Origin of the sequence: uncultured Phascolarctobacterium sp., assembly GCF_934190775.1 — a bacterium.
Lineage (GTDB): Bacteria > Bacillota > Negativicutes > Acidaminococcales > Acidaminococcaceae > Phascolarctobacterium_A.
In genome coordinates this window covers 136,881-151,090 of record NZ_CAKPTG010000002.1, presented here as the reverse complement: position 1 = coordinate 151,090, position 14,210 = coordinate 136,881, and the positions used below count along the sequence as shown (strand labels likewise).

Annotated in this window: 19 protein-coding genes; 2 read left to right on the top strand and 17 right to left on the bottom strand. The window is 44.5% G+C overall.

The genetic code is table 11. The features are described 5' to 3' along the window. Positions 1-37: 37 nt before the first annotated feature. The 5 genes from gltX to Q0G26_RS01720 form a co-directional block, all read right to left on the bottom strand. Positions 38-1,513, bottom strand: coding sequence for a glutamate--tRNA ligase (gene gltX, locus Q0G26_RS01740; protein WP_293827977.1), 1,476 nt, complete (start codon positions 1,511-1,513; stop codon positions 38-40). Positions 1,514-1,645: 132 nt separating this feature from the next. Further along, positions 1,646-2,146 (bottom strand): 2-C-methyl-D-erythritol 2,4-cyclodiphosphate synthase, encoded by a 501-nt coding sequence (gene ispF, locus Q0G26_RS01735; protein ID WP_293827975.1) that lies wholly within the window; start codon positions 2,144-2,146, stop codon positions 1,646-1,648. Then, positions 2,136-2,858, bottom strand: a complete 723-nt coding sequence (ispD, locus tag Q0G26_RS01730; RefSeq protein WP_293827973.1) for a 2-C-methyl-D-erythritol 4-phosphate cytidylyltransferase — start codon at positions 2,856-2,858, stop codon at positions 2,136-2,138. The genes ispF and ispD overlap by 11 nt, the downstream gene beginning before the upstream one ends. 11 nt (positions 2,859-2,869) lie before the next feature. Beyond that, positions 2,870-4,000 carry a PIN domain-containing protein gene (locus tag Q0G26_RS01725; protein ID WP_293827968.1) on the bottom strand — a complete coding sequence of 377 codons (1,131 nt, stop codon included), beginning with the start codon at positions 3,998-4,000 and terminating at the stop codon, positions 2,870-2,872. A gap of 207 nt (positions 4,001-4,207) precedes the next feature. After that, complete coding sequence (locus Q0G26_RS01720; protein WP_293827966.1) at positions 4,208-4,693, bottom strand: CarD family transcriptional regulator; 486 nt, start codon at positions 4,691-4,693, stop codon at positions 4,208-4,210. A 289-nt stretch (positions 4,694-4,982) separates the two neighbouring features. On the opposite strand from Q0G26_RS01720, the gene Q0G26_RS01715 reads away from it, so the two are divergent. Both Q0G26_RS01715 and Q0G26_RS01710 read left to right on the top strand, forming a co-directional pair. Beyond that, the gene (locus tag Q0G26_RS01715) at positions 4,983-5,789 is read left to right on the top strand and encodes an HAD-IIA family hydrolase (RefSeq protein WP_293827964.1); all 807 of its coding nucleotides are present in this window, start codon (positions 4,983-4,985) and stop codon (positions 5,787-5,789) included. 125 nt (positions 5,790-5,914) lie between these two features. Further along, positions 5,915-6,997, top strand: coding sequence for a metallophosphoesterase (locus Q0G26_RS01710; RefSeq protein WP_293827962.1), 1,083 nt, complete (start codon positions 5,915-5,917; stop codon positions 6,995-6,997). A 105-nt stretch (positions 6,998-7,102) separates the two neighbouring features. Here Q0G26_RS01710 and Q0G26_RS01705 read toward each other — a convergent pair whose 3' ends face one another. The 12 genes from Q0G26_RS01705 to rplO all read right to left on the bottom strand — a co-directional run bounded on the left by Q0G26_RS01705 (position 7,103) and on the right by rplO (position 14,208). Further along, a complete protein-coding gene (locus Q0G26_RS01705) occupies positions 7,103-7,495 on the bottom strand; it encodes a YegP family protein (protein WP_293827960.1) in 393 nt (130 codons plus the stop codon). Between the two features lie 102 nt (positions 7,496-7,597). Further along, positions 7,598-8,506 (bottom strand): fumarylacetoacetate hydrolase family protein, encoded by a 909-nt coding sequence (locus Q0G26_RS01700; protein WP_293827958.1) that lies wholly within the window; start codon positions 8,504-8,506, stop codon positions 7,598-7,600. Between the two features lie 161 nt (positions 8,507-8,667). Continuing rightward, positions 8,668-9,006 carry a 50S ribosomal protein L17 gene (gene rplQ / locus Q0G26_RS01695; protein ID WP_293722806.1) on the bottom strand — a complete coding sequence of 113 codons (339 nt, stop codon included), beginning with the start codon at positions 9,004-9,006 and terminating at the stop codon, positions 8,668-8,670. A 19-nt stretch (positions 9,007-9,025) separates the two neighbouring features. After that, positions 9,026-9,991 (bottom strand): DNA-directed RNA polymerase subunit alpha, encoded by a 966-nt coding sequence (locus tag Q0G26_RS01690; protein ID WP_021719373.1) that lies wholly within the window; start codon positions 9,989-9,991, stop codon positions 9,026-9,028. A 71-nt stretch (positions 9,992-10,062) separates the two neighbouring features. Continuing rightward, positions 10,063-10,656, bottom strand: a complete 594-nt coding sequence (rpsD, locus tag Q0G26_RS01685) for a 30S ribosomal protein S4 (protein WP_293827955.1) — start codon at positions 10,654-10,656, stop codon at positions 10,063-10,065. Between the two features lie 16 nt (positions 10,657-10,672). After that, the gene (rpsK, locus tag Q0G26_RS01680) at positions 10,673-11,065 is read right to left on the bottom strand and encodes a 30S ribosomal protein S11 (RefSeq protein WP_009145409.1); all 393 of its coding nucleotides are present in this window, start codon (positions 11,063-11,065) and stop codon (positions 10,673-10,675) included. Positions 11,066-11,087: 22 nt separating this feature from the next. After that, a complete protein-coding gene (gene rpsM, locus Q0G26_RS01675; protein WP_009145408.1) occupies positions 11,088-11,456 on the bottom strand; it encodes a 30S ribosomal protein S13 in 369 nt (122 codons plus the stop codon). Between the two features lie 17 nt (positions 11,457-11,473). Continuing rightward, positions 11,474-11,587, bottom strand: coding sequence for a 50S ribosomal protein L36 (gene rpmJ, locus Q0G26_RS01670; RefSeq protein ID WP_004092858.1), 114 nt, complete (start codon positions 11,585-11,587; stop codon positions 11,474-11,476). Between the two features lie 28 nt (positions 11,588-11,615). Further along, positions 11,616-11,834, bottom strand: coding sequence for a translation initiation factor IF-1 (gene infA / locus Q0G26_RS01665; protein WP_009145407.1), 219 nt, complete (start codon positions 11,832-11,834; stop codon positions 11,616-11,618). A gap of 12 nt (positions 11,835-11,846) precedes the next feature. Further along, complete coding sequence (locus tag Q0G26_RS01660; protein WP_293827953.1) at positions 11,847-12,497, bottom strand: adenylate kinase; 651 nt, start codon at positions 12,495-12,497, stop codon at positions 11,847-11,849. 12 nt (positions 12,498-12,509) lie between these two features. Next, positions 12,510-13,766, bottom strand: coding sequence for a preprotein translocase subunit SecY (gene secY, locus Q0G26_RS01655; RefSeq protein WP_293827950.1), 1,257 nt, complete (start codon positions 13,764-13,766; stop codon positions 12,510-12,512). 1 nt (position 13,767) lies between these two features. Continuing rightward, entirely contained in the window at positions 13,768-14,208 is a 441-nt protein-coding gene (gene rplO / locus Q0G26_RS01650) for a 50S ribosomal protein L15 (RefSeq protein WP_009145404.1), read from the bottom strand. Positions 14,209-14,210: the final 2 nt, after the last annotated feature.

The following is a 14,210-nucleotide window of genomic DNA, read 5'->3' as shown; positions in this document are numbered from 1 at the left end:
GGGACACAAGAAGTGTTGTTTATTCTTCTAAATAATATTACAGATTTACGCCTGCTTTTGCCAAGCTGGATTTAATACGTTTTGCAGTACGCTCAACGCCCAGCAGCGGAACCATTGCTGCCAGCTCAGGACCATGTTGGTTGCCGGTCAGAGCGACACGAATCGGCATGAATACATCCTTGCCCTTCAGCTTGGTTGCTTTCTGAATCTGCTTGAACAGAGCTTTGACTGCAGCATTGTCCAGGTTTTCTACCTTCGGCAGCTCTTCCAGCAGCATATTGATAACGGTCGGTACAGTTTCAGCCTTCAGGACTGCTTCTGCTTCCTCGTTTTCAAAATCGAATTCATCATTGAAGTACATTTCTACGCATTCAGGAATCTGTGCAGCATAGGAAATGTGCTCCTGTGCGGTTGCTACAACGCGTTTGAGCCAAGCCAGCTTTTCGCCTTCTTCTTCGCCGGTCATGTAGCCTGCAGCAATCATGTGCGGTTTAGCAGCTTCAAAGAATGCTTCCGCATCCAGCTGACGCATATAGTGCTGGTTAATCCAATTCAGCTTGTCGATATCAAAAACAGCGGGGTTCTTAGCAACACGGTCCATGCTGAATTCGTGAATCAGCTCGTCCATGCTGAAGATTTCCTGCTCGCTGTTCGGAGCCCAGCCCAAAAGTGCCAGGAAGTTGTTGATAGCTTCCGGCAGATAACCCAGCTGACGATATTGGTCAACGCTGGTAGCGCCGTGACGCTTACTCATTTTGGTGTGGTCCTTGCCCAGAATCAGGGAAATATGACCGAAGGTCGGTTGTTTGAAGCCAAGTGCATCATAAACGAGGCATTGACGCGGAGTGTTGGACAAATGCTCTTCAGCACGGATTACATGAGTAATGTGCATCAGTGCATCGTCGATAACTACAGCATAGTTATAGGTCGGGATGCCGTCGGATTTAACGATAACGAAATCACCGATATTATTGGAATCAAAAACTACATCACCACGAACCATGTCGCGAACGAGAATCTGCTGGTCGGCAGGAACACGGAAGCGAACGGTCGGTTTACGGCCTTCAGCTTTGAACTGAGCAATCTGCTCTTCAGTCAGATGGCGGCATTTGCCCATGTAACGCGGCATTTTGCCTTCTTTAATCAGGCTCTGGCGTTCTTCCTCCAGCTCCTCATCGGTGCAGTAGCAATAATAAGCCTTACCTTCAGCCAGCAGTTTGTCAGTATATTTTTTGTAGATATCAAGACGTTCCATCTGATGGTACGGGCCATTCGGTCCGCCAACATCAACGCCCTCATCCCAATCCATACCCAGCCACTTCAAAGCAGCCTTGATGTTTTCCTCGGATTCCGGGGTAGAACGCTCACGGTCAGTATCCTCGATACGCAGAATCAGCTTGCCGCCGGTTTTGCGGGCTAGCAGATAGTTGAACAGCGCACTGCGCGCACCACCGATATGGAACGGGCCAGTCGGGCTCGGCGCAAATCTTACTCTAACTTCATCATTACACATTGATATATCCCTCCAAATTTATCTATTAACATTAGATTTACCAAAAAGCACAATCACTCCGGTTCCGGCTAAAATAAATTTCCTTCCACCGGTATATCCAACCAGATTACACTTATCAGTCTAATTATTATATCACATCTTGACAAGGCTCGCCACAGCTTCAGCGGCAATACCTTCGCCTCTGCCTGTAAAACCGAGCTTTTCTGTTGTTGTCGCCTTAACATTTACGGCAGACTCAGCAACATCCAAGACCTTGGCAACATTAGTACGCATTTCGGCAATATAGCCTGCCAGCTTCGGGCGTTGGGCAATAATCGTCACATCTACGTTATTAACCTGCCAGCCTGCCTCCTGCAAAAGTTTTTTGACATGCAACGTCAGCTGCATGCTGTCTGCCCCCTTAAAGCGTTCATCCGTATCAGGGAAGTGCTTGCCGATATCGCCCATAGCGGCAGCGCCCAAAAGCGCGTCCATCAGCGCATGCAAAGCCACGTCGGCATCACTGTGGCCTAAAAGGCCTTTTTCATAAGGCACCTCAACACCACAGATAATTAATTTACGGTCTTCTACCAGCTTATGTACATCATAGCCACAGCCAATGCGAAACTGCGGCATCATAATTTTATTTTCCATATTCCTGCTCCTGTTGTGCCAGCAGATTTTCTGCAAAGAGCAAATCCTCCGGCGTGGTAATTTTGATATTTTCGTAGCGTCCCAGCGCTGTTGCTACCTTATGTCCCATCAGCTCTACTACCGAAGCATCATCGGTAACTGCAGCAGGATGTGCTGCCAACTGTGCGTAAGCCTGCTTCAGTAAAGATGCTGCAAAAATCTGCGGTGTCTGTACTGCCACCAGCGTACTGCGCTTAGGCGTAGCAGTTACGATACCGTCAGCATCAACAACCTTAATAGTATCCTTCACCGGAACAGCAGCAATAGCAGCGCCATGCTCCTTGGCGGCCGCTAAGGTGCGTTCAAAAACAGCGCGTCCCGCAAAGGGACGCGCGCCATCGTGTACAGCGATATAACAGTCAGTTTCTTCTACTGTCGCCAGCGCATTGGCAACGCTATCCTGACGTTCCTTGCCGCCGGCTACCACGCAAAACGGCAACGTCTTAAAATACGCCTCCTGATAACCGGCTAAAAGCTCCTGGCCTTCTGCCACCTCCTGCGGCGCCAGCACGACAACAGCACGCTTCACAAATCCTGTTACAGCCAGCATATGCAGACAGTGCACCACAAGTGGTGCACCGTTCAGCATAGCAAAGGCCTTATTAATCCCCAGCCCCAAACGCTTACCTGCGCCTGCAGCCGGAACAATTACAATAAGTTCATCCTTGCCCATCTTAAAAGCTCCTATTTTGTTTTAGCGAAAATCATTCTTCCGGCAGAGGTCTGCAGTACGCTGGTTACCACAACAATCGCACTGTGACCGATAAAATGACGGCCGTTTTCTACGACAATCATGGTACCGTCGTCAAGATAAGCAACAGCCTGTCCCTGCTCCTTGCCTTCTTTAACCAGGAAGACATTCATTTCCTCGCCGGCAACAACTACTGGTTTAATGGCATTCGCCAGCTCATTGATATTCAATACCTTAACGCCCTGAATGCCGGCAACCTTATTAAGATTATAATCATTGGTGATAATGTCAGCATTAGCCTGTCTTGCCAGACGCACAAGCTTCGCATCCACGCCTTCTAAATCATCGTAATCATTGTCTACAACCAGAATACGATTCTTGTAGCTGATTTGCAAATCATGCACCAAATCCAGACCACGACGTCCTTTGGCACGCTTCATGTTGTCCGAAGAATCCGCCAGCTTCTGCAGCTCCTCCAGGACGAAATTTGGCACTACCATCTGTCCATCTAAAAAGCCTGCGGCCATAATATCCATGACACGTCCGTCAATAATGACGCTTGTATCAAGCAATTTATTGCTACTATACAGACGGTCACCCAACGGTCCTTCCAGAACACTTTTTTCTTCACTGGCAGGTTTAACAGGTTTACGCGTAGGAATACGGTTGAAGAATTCCACAATATCATTGTGCTTGCGTAAAGCCAGCTTAGCACCGACAACCGAGAGTACAAGACTGAGTCCGATAGGAATAAATGGTCCGATAACCGGCAGTCTTGAAAAAGGACTACCAATCAGATTTGCTAAGATCAAGCCAATACCAATGCCAAAAACCATTACCAGGATATCACTGGTAGGCACATTAGAAAGAGAAACTGTCAAGCGCTCAGCGTAATTGAACAACCATTTTGTAATAAACGGCGCCAATACTAAGCCCAACCAGGAAGAGATAAAAAGACCTGGCAGTGTCAGAATCATTGTAGCAAAGGTAACACCAAGTAAGCCGTTGCCGTGCAAATCATAGCCTAAGTAATTTGATAAAAGCGGTAATGATAGATTTGTTAGTATGAGTCCGGTTACAATAATAATTAACGATATGCTCAGGCTAATAATTTTTCTCAGCATTACATTTCCCCCTTTCTTTAAAATTTGTTGCATAGTAGTTCTTGTTACTACTATATCAATTATATAATACAGCTATAGTCGTCAAAATACAAGTAAATAACTTTTTTAAATATGACATTAATGAAAAAAACACCTAAAATTTTTGCAAAAAAACCGTTTTAAAGCAATTGACAATGCAACAGCCTTAAAACGGTCCATATATCATATTCAAATGCAACAGCTATCTAACCATTTGCCTGCTCTCTCTGCATCCAGATCCCTGATCAGCATAACCTCACTTTGCAAAATCTGTTTCGTGCTATGCAGCAAGCGGCGCTCACCTACTGATATTTTTTTACTGCGCTCTAAAATAGTCAGGATTTTAAAGATTCTTGCAACCTCAGCAACGCTGCCGCTTTTTATTTTCTGCATATACAGCTGAAAGCGCCGATTCCAGGAAATTGCTTTTACCGACTGCACATCCGGCACTTCTTGCAATACATTGGCAATTGTATTCAAGGTTTCTTCATCACCGATGTAACGGAGTCCTAATTTTTCGGCATTCTCGACCGGTACTGCTACTGTCATATTTTCAAAAAGCATTTGTAAAATATAGTATTCTACCTTCTCGCCATCCTGCATATGTGCTTCTATATCCTTAACAATAGCACCGCCATGGATAGGATACACAACTCTGTCACCTGTTGCAAACATCTTCAACCCTCCTAAAAATTAATCCTTATGAATATATTGTAGCACGCCCCTTCTTTATTGTCAAAAATATTTTATTTTATCACTATATTATAAATCTGTCAACCTCTAACTATGATACAACACTAACTTCAGAATTCTTTTAACATTTAGCGATAAAAAAGCACTCAAGAAAATAATATTTTACAAACTATTAACTAATTCTTGTTTCTGCTGTCATTGCAGCTATTGCAAAAGACGTTTTTTTCTTGCATAATATAAGTGTCTAAAACAAAAAAGGAAGTATAAAATTATGGATAACAACGAAAAACATGAATTACTATTAACGCAGCTGCGTACCAAAAAAGGTTTTATCTGCGATATGGATGGTGTTATCTATCACGGAAATAACCTGTTACCGGGAGTAAAAGAATTTGTCAACTGGTTGTACGAGGAAAAAAAGAGCTTTTTATTTTTGACTAACGCCAGTGAACGCAGTCCCAAGGAGCTGCAGCAAAAGCTTTTGCGTCTGGGACTTGACGTTGATGAAAGTCATTTTTATACCAGTGCTCTTGCCACTGCCAAATTCATCCATTCACAGGCACCTAGCTGCAGTGCCTATGTTATCGGTGGCCCCGGCCTGGTAAATGCACTTTATGATGCCGGTATCACCATGAATGATGTTAATCCGGACTATGTTGTCGTCGGAGAAACCAATTCTTATAACTACAATATGATTCTCAAGGCAGTAAGCCTTATTAACCAGGGAGCACGCCTGATTGCCACCAACAGTGACCTTACAGGACCGTCTGATTTCGGTATCATCCCCGCCTGCCGCGCATTGGTTGCACCTATAGAGCTCGCTACCGGCAAAAAGGCCTACTTCGTCGGCAAGCCTAATCCGCTGATGATGCGCACCGGACTGCGTCTTTTGGACGTACATTCGGAGGATGCTGCCATGATAGGCGACCGTATGGATACGGATATTGTTGCCGGCATGGAAAGCGGCTTGATGACTGCGCTTGTCCTTAGTGGTGTAAGCACGCCTGAGAACATTAAGGAATTCTCCTACCGCCCATCCATCATCTTAAACGGCGTCGGTGCTATTCCAAGCAAATAACACTCTGCAATAAGGACTGTCTTCAGCGGCAGTCCTTTTTCTTTGCTTTCCTCTTGACTTAAAGTGCAGTCTAACATATATAATATAAACAGGAGATTAATATACAAAGGAGCTTTAGTAACAAGATGCGAATTTTTCTTTTCGTCGGTACTATTGATGCTCTCATGAGTATCATCGGTTATATGTATTATCGCCACAATCTGCCCTTCGGACGTACGCTGGCCTTTGGGCTTCTATATCTTTTTATGGCACTTGGTACTGCTATCAGCGTTATGCTGCCGCAGGGAACACCGCATTTCCTGCTCAAACTTACAGCATGGATTGAAGGCCTCTGGATTGCCTTTTGCTACTATACACTTCTGCTGGCAATCCTGCACCTTCTCTGTTGGCTTATCAGTAAAATAGGCAACTGGCAGATGCCTTCAGCAAAAATAAGTATTATCGGTCTTGCCTTTATCTGCTGCTTCATTACCTGGGGCAGCTATCGCGCCTTTCATCCCACGGTCCGTACAGAATCGCTGGTAACAGAAAAACTGCCGCAAAATGCACATTATAGAATTGTCTTTCTCACTGACCTGCACCTGGGACGTATTCTAGGCCATAACTATGCTGAACATCTCGCTGCACGCGTCAATGCTCAGAACCCGGACTTCGTAGTTGTCAGCGGCGATATGCTTGACGAGCGCATCTTTTACGTAGAAGAAGAAGATACTCTTTCTGCCTTGGCACAGATTAAAGCGCCTGTCTATATGGCCTTCGGTAACCATGATTACCTCGATGAACCCTTACGCTGGCAGCAAATGCTGACAGAAAAGGGCTTTCATATCCTGCGCAACAATGACACTATAATCGATAGCAAAATCAAAATAACAGGCATTGATGACTACAGCAAAAACCGTACCAATGATCAGCTTATAAGACTGGCAGATAAAAATAAGGAATACTACAATATTCTGCTTGATCATCAGCCACGTCGTATGGACGCTGCAGATGATGCTGGGTATGACCTTTATCTGGCAGGTCATACGCACACTGGACAGCTTTTCCCTAACCGTCTTGTGACGAAGAAAATGTACAAGCTGGACTACGGCCGTACCGATTTTGGTAATCTTACAGCCATCACCAATAATGGCTATGGCTTTTGGGGACCACCTGTCCGTACAGAGATTGCACCAGAAATGGTTGTATTGGAGCTGCGGGGAAAATAACTCTTATTGAAAAAATAAAAAATACGCAACAGAAGAATTTAAACTGTTGCGTAAAAAGTTCAGGACCACTGCGTGTTTATAGCGTAGTGGTCCTTTTGATTGATATTATTCTGCTTTTTCTTCTTTGGGTGCTTCAACAATTATTTTAGCATCAACAACATTCTTTTTAATAGACTCAATGCCACGTTTGCAACCAGCCATTGCCTTATAGCCTTCACCGGTAGCAATAATCTGTCCGTTAGTTGCTTTCAGGCGGAAGCGGAATTCGCCTGCCTTATCCTTATAAACCTCAAATTTTGGATGCTTACAGGGGGTAAAGCCTTCTACCGTCTGGTCCTCAATCGGAGCAATCGGTGCATTATTGATAACGCTGGCAATGCCTTTACGACAGTACTTTTCATCCTTATAAACCTGGGAGCTGGCAATTACTTCACCATTTGCAGCCTTCAGATTGAACTTAACGCCATTTTTTGCCTGAGAAATTACGAATTTACCCATTTTGTAGCCTCCTTTAAATTTATTATGGTCTCTAAGTTTATTTTATGCCATCAGCCCTAAAAAGACAAGTATTTTTATTGTAAACATATGAGTTTGCAGCTTTTAATCAACCATATTTTCTAATGAGCCAATTTTTTCGATGGAGCAGACGATTTTATCGCCATGCTGCAAGAATGTCGGCGGCTTCATACCCATACCGACACCTGCCGGAGTACCGGTAGCTATAATTGTTCCTGCAGCCAGTGTCATACCCTCTGACAGCTCTGCAATTGCCCCACAGACAGTCTGAATCATATAACGGGTATTACTACTCTGGCGCAGCTGTCCGTTAACGGTACAGCTAATATCAAGCGCCTGCTCATCCCCAATCTCATCAGCAGTAACAATGCATGGTCCCATTGGCGTAAAACCGTCAAGGCTTTTTCCCAAATACCATTGCTTATGACGCGTCTGCAGATTACGTGCACTGATATCATTAATAATTGTATAACCAAAAATATAATCTCTGGCGTTTTCTTTGCTTACACCTTTAGCATCTTTAGCTAAAATCACTCCCAGCTCTGCCTCATAGTCAAGGCTGTCTACCAAGCCTTCATAACGCGGAACACTTTCGCCACTTGCTGTAGCTCTGTTTACACGCTTGGAAAAATAAATCGTATAGGGACGTTCACCACCAAAGGCTTCACTGGAAAAACGCCCTGCTTCCTGAGCATGTGCGTCATAGTTAATGCCAAGGCAGACTACATCCTGACGCGGATGAACAATAGGTGCCAAAAGCTTCACTTCTGCCAGGTTTACAGCTGCTCCCTGCAGCACATCCTCATTTTCTGCCAAACGCTCCAGCTTTTCCTTTACTGCCGGTGTATAGCAGCAAATAAGTTCATTCATATCATCAGTTGCCAGCTCGGGCACCAGTCTTGCCAATAAGCTCAATCTATAGACCGCAGCCTCTTGCTGAAAGCCGACAAGTATTTCCTGTTTTCCATTAATCTTCACTGTATAAAAACGCATTATCTTTTCCTCCTCATATTATGGTATATATCTGACTAATACTATGAATATCCTTCAGCATGCTTGCTGATTAGCGGATTTTACATACCACTATTATACACAGACTTTTTTCAGAACGCAAAAAAAGCAGGAACCTAAGTTCCTGCTTTTCCAGCTCTAAATTAGATAAGTTCGATGATAGCCATTTCAGCTGCATCGCCACGGCGAGGACCTACTCTGTAAATACGAGTAAAGCCGCCTTGTCTGCCTTCATATTTCGGAGCAATTTCTTCAAACAGTTTTTTGGTAATGGTTTCGTCAACCAGAACTGCCATAACCTGACGACGAGCATGCAGGTCATTGCGTTTAGCCAAAGTAATCAGTTGAGCGGATTGCTTAGCAACTTCTTTAGCTTTGGTAACGGTAGTTTCAATCTTACCATATTTGAAGAAGGAAGTTAAAATGCTGCGAAACAGAGCCTTACGGTTGCTGGAGTTACGACCCAGTTTTCTGTATGCCATGTACTTCTGACCCCCTTAGTTATTCTTCATCGTTTTTGCGAAAATGCAAGCCCATATCCTCAAGTTTCTTTTTAATCTCTTCAAGAGATTTGCTGCCTAAGTTACGGACTTTAATCATATCAGCTTCGGTTTTCTGGATTAATTCTTCGACAGTATTGATTCCTGCACGTCTCAGGCAGTTATTGCTGCGAACGGACAAATCCAAATCGTCGATAGACATTGTGTTTTGACCTTCTTGCTTGCTCGGCTCCGGAGCTTCAGGCTCAGAACCGCCAGTAACAGTGATTACAGAACCTTTGCCATCACTGGTCTGGAAGAGCTTGAGATAGTCAATCAGGATGGTGGAAGCCATGTCAACAGCTTCATCAGGCTTCATGCTGCCATCAGTCCAAACTTCCAAAGTAAGCTTGTCATAGTTGGTAACATTACCTACGCGGGTATCGTTAACAGCAAATTTCACTCTGGTAATAGGAGAGTAAATGGAGTCTACCGGAATTACGCCGATAGGCTGATCAGGCTGTTTATTTTTGTCCGCGGGTACATAGCCACGACCTTTATCAATATGAATTTCCATATTGAAAACTGCGTCTTTATCCAAAGTCGCAATGTGCAGTTCAGGGTTCAAAATTTCAACATCGCTATCAGCAATGATGTTAGCTGCAGTAACTTCCTGTTCACCGGAACATTCGATACGCAGAATTTTTTCCCCTTCACCTTCCATTTTAAGGCATAATGCCTTGATGTTCAGGATGATATCAGCAACATCTTCGCGAACACCTGGAATAGTAGCAAACTCATGCAGAACACCGTCAATCTTGACATATGTTACTGCTGCACCCGGCAGGGAGGACAGCAGAACACGACGCAGGCTGTTGCCCAGTGTAATGCCGTAGCCTCTCTCGAGCGGCTCCCAAACGAATTTGCCATAACGACCATCTTCGCTGACATCAGATGTAACCATCTTAGGTTTTTCAATTTCAATCATTCGGAAAGCCTCCTTCTATCGCGTATTACCACAATACGTCTCATAAGTGGGTGGCACAAGATATTCACTAATTATTTGGAGTACAACTCTACGATGAAGTGCTCTTCAATAGGAACATCAATTTCCTCACGAGTCGGGAAACGGTCTACCTTGCCGCTAATGTTAGCAGCGTCCAGTACCAGCCAAGCCGGAACTGCTTTGGTAGCCAGAGTTTCGTCCATGCCTTTAAAGTATTCTTTAGCACGGCTGTTTTCCATAACGGTTACAACATCGCCAACTCTAACCAATGCGGAAGGAATGTCCAGACGTTTGCCGTTAACAGCAATGTGGCCATGTCTTACGATTTGGCGAGCCTGACGGCGGGTGTTAGCCAAGCCGAGGCGGAAAACTACGTTGTCGATTCTTCTTTCGAGGAGGATCAGCAGGTTTTCACCGGTGATGCCTTCCATCTTTTTAGCTTTATCATAGTAGCCACGGAATTGTTTTTCCAGGACACCATAGATAAATTTAGCTTTTTGTTTTTCAGTTAACTGAATGCCATATTCGCTCTTTTTTCTGTTTTGGCGGCGAACTTGGCGTTTAGATTCCTTGCTAATGCCCATGAATGCGGGAGCTAAGCCCAAAGATCTGCATCTTTTCAGGACAGGAGTTCTATCAATTGCCATCTATTTACACCCCCAATTATACTCTTCTACGTTTCGGCGGACGGCAGCCATTATGCGGAATCGGAGTAACGTCTTTAATAGAGTTAACTTCCAGACCTGCAGCCTGAAGTGCACGAATTGCTGCTTCACGGCCAGCGCCAGGACCTTTTACATATACTTCTACTTGTTTCAAGCCATGCTCCATAGCAGCTTTGGTTGCTTCTTCAGCAGCCATTTGTGCAGCAAACGGAGTGCTCTTACGGCTGCCACGGAAACCGAGGCCGCCTGCGGAGGCCCAGCTCAGAACATTACCTTCGGTATCAGCGATGGTAACGATAGTATTATTGAAGGTGGAGCGGATATGTGCTACACCGTTGATTACGTTTTTGCTAACTTTTTTCTTGTTGCGAACAACTTTCTTGCCAGCCACTGGTTTATCCCTCCCTCGCTAATTATTTCTTCTTGCCTGCAATAGTACGTTTCGGACCTTTACGGGTGCGGGCATTGTTTTTAGTGTTTTGACCACGAACAGGCAGACCCATACGATGTCTTCTGCCACGATAGCTGCCAATTTCAATCAGACGTTTAATGTTCAGGGATTCCTCACGACGGAGGTCACCTTCAACTTTATAGTCCTGATCCAGAGTTTCACGGATCTTAGCAACTTCTTCTTCAGTCAGGTCGCGAACGCGAGTGTCCGGGTTAATACCGGTTTTAGCTAAAATTTCACGAGAGAGAGTCAGGCCGATGCCATAGATGTACGGCAGAGCATACTCAATACGTTTATCTCTCGGTAAATCGACACCAGAAATACGTGCCATTAATGTGCACCTCCTTCTTATCCTTGTTTTTGTTTATGTTTCGGGTTTTCGCAAATTACCATTACATGGCCTTTACGTTTAATGACTTTGCATTTTTCACATATTGGCTTAACAGACGGTCTTACTTTCATAATTTAAACCTCCTCTTTGCCTGTTGGATTATTTATACCGATAAGTAATTCTTCCACGATTGAGGTCGTACGGAGTAAGCTCCACGGTAACCTTATCACCAGGCAATATCTTGATGAAGTTCATACGAATCTTACCGGATATATGTGCTAAAATTGTATGGCCGTTAACCAGTTGAACTTGGAACATAGCATTGGGAAGTGCTTCTAAGATTGTACCTTCAACCTCAATAACATCCTGTTTGGACACTGCAGTACCTCCTTATTTGCTACATCCGAGACTAGCTTTAACGTCAGCATATACTTTATCAATAGGCTGCAAGCCATCGATTTCTTTGTACAGGCCTTGTTTTTTGTAGTACTCGATTAACGGTTCTGTTTGTTCATGATAAGCATGCAGACGATTTACAACGGTTTCTTCTTTGTCATCATTACGTTGATAAAGGTTACCACCGCATTTATCGCAAACATCTTCTACCTTGCTGGGATTGAAGCTTACATGATAGGTAGCACCGCAAGCTTTGCAGATGCGGCGGCCAACTACACGAGCTACCAGCTCAGAGTCAGGAACAGAGATATTAACAACACCGGTCAATTTAATGCCCAGGTCTTTGAGGATTCCGTCGAGAGCAACTGCTTGCTCCTCAGTTCTCGGGAAGCCATCTAAGATGAAACCATTTGCACATTCGGGTTTGGACAAGCCTTCACGAACAATGCCGATGGTTACGACGTCGGGGACAAGTCCGCCAGCGTCCATGTATTTTTTTGCCTCTTTACCAAGTTCGGTGCCTGCGCTTACTGCTGCACGGAACATGTCTCCTGTGGAGATATGAGGGATTTTAAATTCATCAATGAGTTTTTCTGCTTGAGTGCCTTTACCAGCACCCGGAGGTCCCATTAAAAGAATGTACATTCTGAACTCCTCCTATTTCATAAAGCCATGATAATGACGCATCAGCACCATGGACTCTATCTGCTTCATAGTTTGTAATGCAACACCAACAACGATCAACAAAGCGGTACCACCGAAGTACACACCTTCAATGCGAGTTACCCATCCGATAACGTTCGGCATCAGCGCAATTAATGAGAGGAAAATCGCACCGGCCAAAGTTATTCTGGACATTACCTTGTCAAGATATTCTGTAGTAGGATTACCAGGTCTTAAACCGGGAATAAAGCCACCGTTCTTTTTGATATTATCGGAAAGATCTCCGATGTTCAGGCTTACTGCTGTATAGAAGTAAGTGAAGAACAAAATCATCAGAACATATAATGTGGTCTGCAGCGGGCTGCCCCACTGAAAGAGCTTACCCATTGCTTTAACCCAAGGAACATCAACGAACTGAGCAATTGTTACCGGGAACATCAACACCGAAGAAGCGAAGATGATGGGGATAACTCCTGCCTGGTTGACCTTCAGTGGGATATAGCTTGTATGACCGCCATAAGCCTTTTTACCTACTACACGCTTAGCATACTGAACGGGAATTTTGCGAATACCCTCAGAGATAATAATTACGAAAACTACCATCGCCAGGGCAATAGCCGCGAACAAAATAACGTTCAATAAGCTTACCGTGCCAGCCTGCAGATATTGAAAAATTACCTTAAGTCCATCCGGCAGTCTGGATACGATACCGGCAAAGATTATCAGGGAAATACCATTGCCGACACCGCGAGCTGTAATCTGCTCACCTATCCACATAAGGAAAACTGTTCCTGCTGTAAGGGTGATAGCAATAAGCAGGATTGAGAAAATCCCGGGGTTATTAATCGCCATCTTCAAGCCATAGGCCATACCGCAGGCTTGGACAAACGCCAAAGCCACCGTCAGCATACGTGTAAGCTTTGTCGTTTTCTTGAAGCCTTCCTCACCTTCCTTGGACCATTGTTCCAAGGTCGGTACAACTACCTTCAATAACTGTAAAATAATTGAAGCATTGATATATGGGGTAATACTCATAGCAAAAATGGAGAATTTGCTCAAGGCGCCGCCACTGAACATATCAAGCAGTCCGAAGAGATTGCCGCTACGGAAAAGCTGTTCAATGACAGAAGCGTTTACGCCAGGAACAGGTATATGTGTTCCAGCCCTGAATACGATGAACATGGCGAGAGTAAATATAACTTTTTGCCTGAGTTCTGTTATTCTAAATATGTTTGCAAGGGCTGCTAACACTTTAGATCACCTCAATCTTACCGCCAGCTGCAACGATTTTTTCTTCAGCGGATTTGCTGAAGCCCATAGCTTGTACAGTAAGCTTTTTGGTTAATTCGCCATTGCCAAGAATACGGATGCCGTCGCGAATGTTCTTAACAACACCTTCTTCAATGAGCATTACGGGTTCAACAACGGTGCCGTCCTCAAAACGATTGAGTACGGAAACGTTGATTTCAACATAATCTTTACCAAATTTATTGTAGAAACCGCGTTTAGGAAGACGCAGGTACAGAGGTCTTTGACCACCTTCAAATCCAGGGCGCTTAACACCGCCGGAACGGGATTTCTGACCTTTCTGGCCTTTACCGGAAGTCTTGCCCAAGCCACTGCCCAAGCCACGACCTACGCGAACTGCTACACGTTTAGATCCCGGAGCGGGAGACAATTCATGTAAATTCATCT

Excerpts from the sequence above, each read along its gene's own strand:
- gltX (WP_293827977.1), bottom strand. The coding sequence starts at position 1,513 with ATGTGTAATGATGAAGTTAGAGTAAGATTTGCGCCGAGCCCGACTGGC.
- ispF (WP_293827975.1), bottom strand. The coding sequence starts at position 2,146 with ATGGAAAATAAAATTATGATGCCGCAGTTTCGCATTGGCTGTGGCTAT.
- ispD (WP_293827973.1), bottom strand. The coding sequence starts at position 2,858 with ATGGGCAAGGATGAACTTATTGTAATTGTTCCGGCTGCAGGCGCAGGT.
- Q0G26_RS01725 (WP_293827968.1), bottom strand. The coding sequence starts at position 4,000 with ATGCTGAGAAAAATTATTAGCCTGAGCATATCGTTAATTATTATTGTA.
- Q0G26_RS01720 (WP_293827966.1), bottom strand. The coding sequence starts at position 4,693 with ATGTTTGCAACAGGTGACAGAGTTGTGTATCCTATCCATGGCGGTGCT.
- Q0G26_RS01715 (WP_293827964.1), top strand. The coding sequence starts at position 4,983 with ATGGATAACAACGAAAAACATGAATTACTATTAACGCAGCTGCGTACC.
- Q0G26_RS01710 (WP_293827962.1), top strand. The coding sequence starts at position 5,915 with ATGCGAATTTTTCTTTTCGTCGGTACTATTGATGCTCTCATGAGTATC.
- Q0G26_RS01705 (WP_293827960.1), bottom strand. The coding sequence starts at position 7,495 with ATGGGTAAATTCGTAATTTCTCAGGCAAAAAATGGCGTTAAGTTCAAT.
- Q0G26_RS01700 (WP_293827958.1), bottom strand. The coding sequence starts at position 8,506 with ATGCGTTTTTATACAGTGAAGATTAATGGAAAACAGGAAATACTTGTC.
- rplQ (WP_293722806.1), bottom strand. The coding sequence starts at position 9,006 with ATGGCATACAGAAAACTGGGTCGTAACTCCAGCAACCGTAAGGCTCTG.
- Q0G26_RS01690 (WP_021719373.1), bottom strand. The coding sequence starts at position 9,991 with ATGATTGAAATTGAAAAACCTAAGATGGTTACATCTGATGTCAGCGAA.
- rpsD (WP_293827955.1), bottom strand. The coding sequence starts at position 10,656 with ATGGCAATTGATAGAACTCCTGTCCTGAAAAGATGCAGATCTTTGGGC.
- rpsM (WP_009145408.1), bottom strand. The coding sequence starts at position 11,456 with ATGGCACGTATTTCTGGTGTCGATTTACCGAGAGATAAACGTATTGAG.
- rpmJ (WP_004092858.1), bottom strand. The coding sequence starts at position 11,587 with ATGAAAGTAAGACCGTCTGTTAAGCCAATATGTGAAAAATGCAAAGTC.
- Q0G26_RS01660 (WP_293827953.1), bottom strand. The coding sequence starts at position 12,497 with ATGTACATTCTTTTAATGGGACCTCCGGGTGCTGGTAAAGGCACTCAA.
- rplO (WP_009145404.1), bottom strand. The coding sequence starts at position 14,208 with ATGAATTTACATGAATTGTCTCCCGCTCCGGGATCTAAACGTGTAGCA.